3 protein-coding genes are annotated in these 2,617 nt (G+C 69.0%); 1 reads left to right on the top strand and 2 read right to left on the bottom strand.

Translation table 11 applies throughout. The annotated features are described in order from the left end of the window. A partial coding sequence (locus VB716_RS03255; protein ID WP_323269706.1) for a GMC oxidoreductase occupies positions 1-1,018 on the top strand: 1,018 nt, incomplete at its 5' end. Positions 1,019-1,240: 222 nt separating this feature from the next. Here the strand turns inward: VB716_RS03255 and VB716_RS03250 are convergent. Together VB716_RS03250 and VB716_RS03245 are read right to left on the bottom strand one after the other, a co-directional pair. Then, complete coding sequence (locus VB716_RS03250) at positions 1,241-1,486, bottom strand: DUF2811 domain-containing protein (protein ID WP_197154904.1); 246 nt, start codon at positions 1,484-1,486, stop codon at positions 1,241-1,243. A gap of 427 nt (positions 1,487-1,913) precedes the next feature. Beyond that, positions 1,914-2,617 (bottom strand): CbiX/SirB N-terminal domain-containing protein (locus VB716_RS03245; protein WP_323269704.1); only part of this gene is annotated, 704 nt, incomplete at its 5' end.

The raw sequence follows: 2,617 nt of genomic DNA, 5'->3' as shown, positions 1-2,617 counted from the left end.
GCAGCTGCGCAGCGAGGCGGTGGTGAGCCACGTGGAGCTCGATGCCGGCGGCAACCGCGCCGAGGCGGTGGTGTTCCTCGATGGCCGCAGCGGCAACCTGCAGCGCCAGACGGCGCGACTGGTGGTGCTGTGCGCCTCCACGATCGAGACCCTGCGCATCCTGCTGCACTCCAGCGAGGAGCAGCGCAGCGGCGGCCTGGTGGATCCCTCCGGCACGTTGGGGCACTACCTGATGGATCACATCTCCACCAGCCGCTTCTTCTCGATCCCCGACCAGCCGGCACCTGAGGGGCGCACGGAGCTGTCGGGGGCGGGCAGCTGCTTCATCCCCAACACCGTGAACCTGCCCGCGAGCATGAAGACCACTGCGCTGGGCAAGACTGGGGCACTGGCCGGGGCGACGGACGAACCTCCTCCGGATTTCCTGCGCGGCTACGGGCTCTGGTGTGCGATCCAGCGCATGGATCCGCCGAGGCCCTTCCAGCGGCGGCCAGGCGAAGCGGTGGGCTTCCTGATCGGCCACGGCGAGGTGCTGCCCCAGGCGCACAACCGGGTGAGCCTCGATCCGGATCTGCGCGACGGCTTCGGCCTGCCGGCCGCCCACATCGACTGCCGCTGGGGCGAGAACGAGCGGCGGATGGTGGATCACATGCACCGCCGCATCGAAGCGGCGGTGACCAGCGCCGGCGGCACCATCCGGCCGCTGGACCAGCTCTACGTGCTGCCCCTGGTGGAACCCCTGGTGAAGCGTGGCGCCGCCTTCGCCCCAGGGGCGGCACCGCCGGGCTACTACATCCACGAACTGGGTGGGGCCCGCATGGCCGCCCGCGAAACGGACGGGGTGGTGAACCGCTGGAACCAGTGCTGGCGGGCCCCCAACCTGCTGGTGGTGGATGGGGCCTGCTGGCCCACGGCCGGCTGGCAGAGCCCCACCCTCACCGAGATGGCGATCACCTGGCGCGCCTGCGCCGCCGCCGCCGAGCGGCTGGGGCGGGGTGACGCGGGCCTGGAGGCCTGACTGAGGCCTCGTGGACGGGTCGCCAGGGCCGCAAAGCTTCGGTCAGGGGCTGCTCACCCTGGGCCCAAAGCGGTGTCGGTCACCACAATCCCTGGGGCGCCTTGCCCGCACACTTTGCGGGCGACCTTCCAATGGGTCGGGCAAGGGAGAAACCAGGGGCGGGGGTTGGCACTCCCGCCTTTTTTATTGGGTGTCGTCCTGAACCGATGCATGGTTCGATTCTCAGGGCCGCAGGAACAGGCCGTTGAGGTAGTGCTGCGTCACGCAGCTGTCGGTGCAGCCGTTCTGGAACAGGAAGCCGGCCAGGGCGGAGGTCATCAGCCGGTACTGGTCCCACTGGGGATGGTGGCCGAGGAAGTCGCGCATGCCATCGAACAGGGCTTCCGGCACCTCGGCCTCGAGGCTGACGCGGCTGTGGGCAGGGTCACTGCCGAAGCTGCCGCTGAAGCCTTCCGAGGGAGCTGCCATGAACGCCTGAGCGATTGAGACCTTCAGTAGGCCACGGCAGCCAGTGCTCCGTCAAAGGCCGTGATCCCGCCCTGCACTCCGGGGTCTCATCGCTGAGATCTCTGTTGCTGCAGGGGATCGACCCAGGGTCCAGGGGGCCATTCCCGCAACCGTCGCCCTGAACGGACCGGTGTCAAGGGGCGTTGCCTGGGGAATCGGGCGATTCCCCAGCACCCCCCATCCCAGCGGGGCCGCAAGCCGAACACCTGGGGAAAAACAGGCATGGCTCTGGGGAAAACCGCCGAGAAGCCGGGAAACCGACGGACCGCCAGCACCGATCAGCGCTGCTGATCGTCAGCGTGTCTCTTGAGACTCAGGTCGTGAATCCCAGGGTCAAGACCTGCGCTGGCCCTGCTGCTGGACCAGCTGCCGGCCCTCACGCTGCCCTTCAGCCGCGCAGGGTTCGTGGGCCCAGGGGGTGGTCGGCGTGGGGATAGGGGGGATGGTGATGGCCGGGCTCCGCCTCCTGCGCAGACCCATGGGCGTGATCGTGGCTGTGGGCAGGGTCGTGGCTGTGGCTATGGGCAGCGGCTGCCCCGCCCAGGGGAATCGGCACCCCATCCGGCTGGCAGGCGCCGGTGCATTCGCGCTCGCAGAGGGTGCAGCTCTCGACCAGACCCTCCACATGGTGGTGATGGCTGTGCTGCGGCGCCCCCACCTCCCGCTCGAAGCCCAGCACCTGGGCACGGTATTTACAGAGCGAGCAGTTCATGGCGGTGTCGCCCCGCAGCACCTCGTCGACCCGTTCGGCAAAGGTGGCCAGCACCAGCGGGTGATCGCCCAGGTAAGACGCAGACACCATCTCCACGTCGGGATGGTCGTCGGCGACCCGCTGGCTGTGCTGCAGGATCCGGCTGACCAGCACGCCGGAAAAGAGGAAGTAGGGGAACACCACCAGCCGCCGGTGGCCCAGCTTGACCACCTGCCGCAGCCCCGGCTCCACCAGGGGAAAGGTGACGCCGGAATAGACGGTTTCACCCCAGCCGAAGCCGAAGCCCTCCACCAGCATCCGCGTCACCTTGGCCACGTTGGAGTTGGCGTCGGGATCGGAGGAGCCGCGCCCCACCACCACCAGGCAGGTGTCGTGCGGGC

It is taken from the genome of Synechococcus sp. CCY9201 (assembly GCF_034931105.1).
GTDB lineage: Bacteria > Cyanobacteriota > Cyanobacteriia > PCC-6307 > Cyanobiaceae > CBW1002.
This window is presented reverse-complemented; position numbering and strand designations above follow the sequence as displayed.

What these genes read in the sequence shown, in the direction of transcription:
- VB716_RS03250 (WP_197154904.1), bottom strand. Translation starts at nt 1,486, where the DNA reads ATGGCAGCTCCCTCGGAAGGCTTCAGCGGCAGCTTCGGCAGTGACCCT.